At 68.9% G+C, this 5,787-nt stretch carries 7 protein-coding genes; all 7 read right to left on the bottom strand.

Features of this window, described 5'->3' with window-relative positions:
• The coding region (locus PHC73_RS10815; RefSeq protein WP_300127890.1) for a M48 family metalloprotease at nucleotides 1-946 on the bottom strand (946 nt) is incomplete at its 3' end.
• A complete protein-coding gene (locus tag PHC73_RS10820) occupies nucleotides 934-1,725 on the bottom strand; it encodes a thermonuclease family protein (protein ID WP_300127893.1) in 792 nt (263 codons plus the stop codon). The genes PHC73_RS10820 and PHC73_RS10815, both read right to left, overlap by 13 nt.
• Complete coding sequence (gene rpmE, locus PHC73_RS10825; protein WP_300127896.1) at nucleotides 1,725-1,931, bottom strand: 50S ribosomal protein L31; 207 nt, start codon at nucleotides 1,929-1,931, stop codon at nucleotides 1,725-1,727. Before rpmE ends, PHC73_RS10820 begins: the two co-directional genes overlap by 1 nt.
• 110 nt (nucleotides 1,932-2,041) lie before the next feature.
• The gene (locus tag PHC73_RS10830) at nucleotides 2,042-3,019 is read right to left on the bottom strand and encodes a malate dehydrogenase (protein WP_300127899.1); all 978 of its coding nucleotides are present in this window, start codon (nucleotides 3,017-3,019) and stop codon (nucleotides 2,042-2,044) included.
• Between the two features lie 30 nt (nucleotides 3,020-3,049).
• The gene (gene rho, locus PHC73_RS10835; protein WP_300127902.1) at nucleotides 3,050-4,306 is read right to left on the bottom strand and encodes a transcription termination factor Rho; all 1,257 of its coding nucleotides are present in this window, start codon (nucleotides 4,304-4,306) and stop codon (nucleotides 3,050-3,052) included.
• A gap of 267 nt (nucleotides 4,307-4,573) precedes the next feature.
• Entirely contained in the window at nucleotides 4,574-4,900 is a 327-nt protein-coding gene (trxA, locus tag PHC73_RS10840) for a thioredoxin TrxA (RefSeq protein ID WP_300127905.1), read from the bottom strand.
• A gap of 125 nt (nucleotides 4,901-5,025) precedes the next feature.
• The coding region (locus PHC73_RS10845) for an ATP-binding protein (protein WP_300127908.1) at nucleotides 5,026-5,787 on the bottom strand (762 nt) is incomplete at its 5' end.

Here is a 5,787-nt window from a genome sequence, read left to right on the forward strand (position 1 = left end):
CGAGCCGCCAGCCGGCGGGGAATTCGAGCGCGAAGTCGAGCTCGCGGTGGTAGAAGCGGTTGCCGCGGCGGATGCCCTGTGCGGCGCTGTCGCCGTAGACCAGGCCATCGATGTGCTTGAGATACACCTCGCGGCCGTCCGGGACCGGCTGGTCCGGCGCCAGGAACGACGCCTTGGTGAGCACTTGCTGCAGGCGCGTGTCCTCGTCCGGGTGGGTGGCGAACAGGCCGTGGTAGGTCTGCGGCTGCCGGCCCTCGGCCTTGGCCTGCTCGGTGGCGTAATCGGCCTGTGCCTTCAGCGTACGCAGCACGCCCAGGATGGCCTGTGGATCGTAGCCGGCGCGCGCCAGGTAGTCGGCGCCCAGGCCGTCGGCTTCGAGCTCGTGCTCACGCCCGTAGCCGCTCAGCAGCGCCTGCCCCAGCACGCCCAGCACGTTCTGCGCCACATTGCTGCCCATGCCGGGCACGAAGATGCCGCCGAGCGTCATGCCGAGCTGGGCGGCGGTGGCGGCGGTGTACTGGCGCACGGCGTGGCGGGCGGTGACGTGGCCGATCTCGTGCCCCAGCACGCCGGCCAGTTCCGCCTCACTGTTCAGGTATGCCAGGATTCCCCGCGTGACATACACGTAGCCGCCCGGCAGCGCAAAGGCGTTGACCTCGGTCGAATCGACCACCGTGAAGCGGTAAACCAGGTTCGGCCGGTGGCTGACCGCCGCCAGCTTCTCGCCCACGCCCTGCACATAGGCTTGCAGGGCCGCATCGTCGTACTTGCCGTAGACCTGCAGCACCTTGGGGTTCATGTCCCGGCCGATGGCGATTTCCTGCTGCTCGGACATCAGCGCCACCTCGCGCCGGCCGCTGACCGGATTGGTGGCGCAGGCGCCGAGCAGACAGCAGGCAAGGCTGGCGAGCAGCAGCGACCGGAACAGGCGGCTCAGTAGGACCATTCGATTTGCGAGGGATGCCATACGCGCAGCTGCGGGCGACCGTTGCGGGACTGGATTTTGCCGCGCGCGATCACCGTGCGGCCACGCCAGGCGCGGTGATCGGCCGGTTCGAAGGCCGACCAGTCGGCGCGGGCGATGCGCAGCTGTACACGCTGGTCGACCTTCAGCAGCACCCAGTCGCCGCGACGCCGGGCGCTGGTGACCCGCCCGCGCAGCACATGGTAGTTGCCGTCGGCGGGCACGCGCACGGCCGGCAGCGGGTTGTACGCCGGCAACGCCCAAAGTCCGCGCCGGGCCAGGCGCGCCTGGCGCTCGGCGGCCAGCAGGCAATCGGCCAGCGACGTGTTGGGCGGCATGATGAAGGTCACCGCCAAACCCTCCCGCAGCAGGGTTTCTTCGACGTTGATGCCGTCCGGGCGGAAGGTGTGCGCCAGATCACGCCCGTAGCGGTCGTGGGTCTGGCGATCGTAGGCCAGACGCAGCGGGCCGCCCGTGGGCGCCAGCGTGCGCAGGCGGTCCAGCGCGCGCCCGGCCAGCGGCTGCGGCGCGCCCTTGTGGTAATTCATTTCCGGCGCATCGATGCCGAGCAGGCGCACGCGACGGCCGTCGGCCAGGCGCAGGGTGTCGCCGTCGTAGTGACTGGCCACGGTGGCCGACTCGAGCCGGCTCGGCGGCCGGCAACCGGCCGCGGCCGCAGCGACCCACGCCAGCGCCGCCAGAAACGCAAAGGGCGCCAGCAGGCGCCCTTTGCGACACAGGCCGGCGAGCCGGCCGGGCATCAAGCCCTGCCGTAGCGGCGATTGAAGCGCTCCACCCGGCCGCGCCGGTCCCCGACCTTCTGCTTGCCGGTGTAGAACGGATGACAGCTCGAGCACACGTCGACATGCAGTTCCGGCTTGGCCAGCGCCGAGCGGGTCTGGAAGGTGTTGCCGCAGCTACAGGTGACGGTGACGGGTTCGTATTTGGGATGGATGTCGGGTTTCATGGCGCGATCTTCGGTTCGGTTGGGGCGCTCGGCGGGCCGCGCAGGATAGGCCAAAGCGCTTTGCCGGGCAAGTCTGGGGCGGCGCCGGCGCGGCGACGCCGCCCGCACCGTCACAGCAAGTGCTTGACGGCGTCGCGCTCCTCGAACAGCTCCTTGGCGGTGGCATCCATGCGCGCCCGGCTGAAGGCACTGATCGGCAGGTTCTGCACGATCTCGTAGCGACCGTCGCGGCAGGTGACCGGATACGAGTAGACGACGCCTGGCGCGATGCCGTAGCTGCCGTCGCTCGGGATGGCCATGCTGACCCAATCGCCGGCCGGCGTGCCCAGCGCCCAGCTGCGCATGTGGTCGATGGCGGACGACGCCGCCGACGCCGCGCTCGACGCGCCGCGAGCGGCGATGATGGCGGCACCGCGCTGCTGCACGGTGGGGATGAAATCGTTCTCCACCCAGGCCTGGTCCACCAGCTCGGTGGCCGGGCGGCCATCGACCAGCGCGTGCGAGATGTCCGGATACTGCGTGGAGGAATGGTTCCCCCACACCGTCATGCGGCGGATGGCCGACACCGGCTTGCCGGTTTTGGCGGCCAGCTGGCTGATGGCGCGGTTGTGATCCAGGCGCGTCATGGCGGTGAACTGGCGCGGGTCCAGATCCGGCGCGCTGCGGCTGGCGATCAGCGCGTTGGTGTTGGCCGGATTGCCCACCACCAGCACCTTGACGCCACGGCTGGCGTGGTCGTTGATGGCCCTGCCCTGCACGGTGAAGATGGCGCCGTTGGCCTCGAGCAGGTCCTTGCGCTCCATGCCGGGCCCGCGCGGCCGGGCTCCGACCAGGATGGCATAGTCGGCGTCCTTGAAGCCGACGTTCACATCGTCGGTGGCGACGATGTCCGCCAACAGCGGGAAGGCGCAGTCGCGCAGCTCCATCACCACCCCTTCCAGCGCCTTCATGGCCTGCGGCACCTCGATCAGCTGCAGGATGACCGGCTGGTCGGGACCGAGCATGTCACCGGCGGCGATGCGGAACAGCAGCGCGTAGCCGATCTGGCCGGCGCTGCCGGTGACGGCGATACGGACGGGCGTCTTCACGGGGCAAGTCCTCGGGGGTTGGCAGGAAAATCACGCCTTCATGGAGGCGAAGAATTCGGCGTTACTCTTGGTGTTCTTCAGGCGTTCGAGCAGGAACTCCATGGCCGCCACCTCGTCCATGGAAGCCAGCAGCCGGCGCAGGATCCACACCTTCTGCACCTCGTCCGGCTTCATCAGCAGCTCCTCGCGACGCGTGCCGGAGCGGTTGATGTTGATGGCCGGGAAGATGCGCCGCTCGGCGATCTTGCGCTCGAGGTGGATCTCCATGTTGCCGGTGCCCTTGAATTCCTCGTAGATCACGTCGTCCATGCGCGAGCCGGTCTCGACCAGCGTGGTGGCGATGATGGTGAGGCTGCCGCCCTCCTCGATGTTGCGCGCGGCACCGAAGAACTTTTTCGGCTTGTCGAGCGCGTGCGCGTCGACGCCGCCGGTGAGCACCTTGCCCGAGGACGGGATGACGGTGTTGTAGGCGCGTGCCAGGCGCGTGATCGAGTCGAGCAGGATCACCACGTCGCGTTTGTGCTCGACCAGGCGCTTGGCCTTCTCGATCACCATGTCGGCCACCTGCACGTGGCGCGTGGCGGCCTCGTCGAAGGTGCTGGCGATCACCTCGCCGCGCACCGTGCGGCGCATCTCGGTGACCTCCTCCGGGCGCTCGTCGATGAGCAGCACCATGAGGTAGATTTCAGGGTGATTGGCGGTCAGCGAGTGGGCGATCGACTGCAGCATCATGGTCTTGCCGGCCTTCGGCGGCGACACGATCAGGCCGCGCTGGCCTTTGCCGATCGGCGCCACCATGTCGATGATGCGCGGGGTGATGTCCTCGGTGGTGCCGTTGCCGCGCTCGAGCGTGAAGCGCTCGTCGGCGAACAGCGGCGTCAGGTTCTCGAACAGGATCTTGTTGCGCGCCGCTTCCAACGGCTCGAAGTTCAGCTGATCGATCTTCAGCAGCGCGAAGTAGCGCTCGCCGTCCTTGGGCGGGCGAATCTTGCCGGAGATGGTGTCACCGGTGCGCAGCCCGAAGCGCCGAATCTGACTTGGCGACACGTAGATGTCGTCCAGGCTCGCCAGGTACGAGTTGGTGTTCGAGCGCAGGAACCCGTAGCCGTCCGGCAGCAGTTCCATCACGCCTTCGCCGAAGATGTCCTCGCCCTTTTTGGCGTGCGCCTTCAGCAGCGCGAAGATGATTTCTTCTTTGCGTTGGCGAGCCGCGCCTTCCAGGCGAGCCTCCTGGGCCATGGCCACCAGTTCGGCCACCGGCGTTTGTTTCAGCGCAGTCAGATTCATAGGTATTGGTTGCGTTTGACGGGATGCGCCGCGGCGGCGTAAAGGGCGGCGGGGTTGGAGAAGCAGTCCGGGGGACGGACCGGGAATGCGGAACCTGGAAGTGGGCGTGTTGTTGTTGTCGTCGGCTGGGCGGCGCGATCAACCGCCGCGCGCCCGCCAGTCAGAAACGATTCGGCCGCCGTGCACGAACCGCGGCCGGGTGCCCGGCGCTTGCACCGAGGCCCTGTCGACCGTCACCGGGCGAGGCTGACCGCGCAGGCATCGCAATCAGAGATTGCTATCCAGCCAGGCGGCCAGCTGCGACTTCGACAGCGCGCCCACCTTGGTGGCCTCCACGTTGCCGCCCTTGAACAGCATCAGGGTCGGGATGCCGCGAATGCCGTAGCGCGGCGGCGTCTTGGGGTTCTCGTCCACGTTCAGCTTGGCCACCGTCAGTCGCCCGGCGTATTCCCGGGCGATCTCGTCCAACACCGGCGCGATCATTTTGCACGGCCCGCACCACTCGGCCCAGTAATCGACCAGCACCGGACCCGGTGCCTGCAGAACGTCCTGCTCGAAAGAATCGTCGGTGACGTGTTTGACGTGTTCGCTCATGAATCGCGCTACGCGTTGGAAGTGGTGGTCAGGCGATGGCTGCCCGCGGGGCTGCGGCTTTGCGCCAAGCCGCAGGAGGAAGAACGGAAGGGCTTGTCGGCATTCTAGTCCGCGCCGGACGCAAGTCAATAAGCAGCCGGTGCGCGCCGGTCGAGCAGACGGTACTGCAGCGCCTCGGCCAGGTGCGTGAGCTCCAGCCCGTCGCTGCCGGCGAGATCGGCGCAGGTGCGGGCGATGCGCAGCACGCGGTGCGTGGCGCGCGCGGACAGCCCCAAGGTGCCGATGGCGCGCGCCAGGAACTGTTGCTGTGCCTCGGTAAGAGGCGCCTGCCGGCGCAGCGCGCCGGCATCCAGGCGTGCATTCAGGCAGCCGGCCCGTGCCAGTTGACGCCGCTGCGCCGCCAGCACCCGCTCGCGCACCGCGGCCGACGGCTCGGCGCCGACATGGTCTTGCGCCAGCAGCAGTTCGTGCGCCACCGGCGGCAGCTCCACGTGCAGGTCGATGCGATCGAGCAGCGGCCCCGACAGGCGGGCGCGGTAGCGGCGCACCTGCTCGGGCGTGCACCGGCAGCGGCCGGCGGGGTCGCCGAGGTAGCCGCACGGGCAGGGATTCATGGCCGCCACCAGCTGGAAGCGCGCCGGGAACTGCGCCTTCAGACTCGCCCGCGCGATGCTGATGTGGCCGGACTCGAGCGGCTCGCGCAGCACCTCGAGCACCTGCCGGTCGAACTCCGGCAGCTCGTCCAAAAACAGCACCCCGTTGTGAGCGAGCGAGATCTCGCCCGGCCGCGGCGTGGTGCCGCCGCCCGCCAGGGCCGCCGCCGAGGCGGTGTGATGAGGGGCCCGCACCGGCCGCCGGCCCCAGTCGCGGACATCGAAACCGCCGAC

It is taken from the genome of Immundisolibacter sp. (assembly GCF_028696615.1).
GTDB lineage: Bacteria > Pseudomonadota > Gammaproteobacteria > Immundisolibacterales > Immundisolibacteraceae > Immundisolibacter.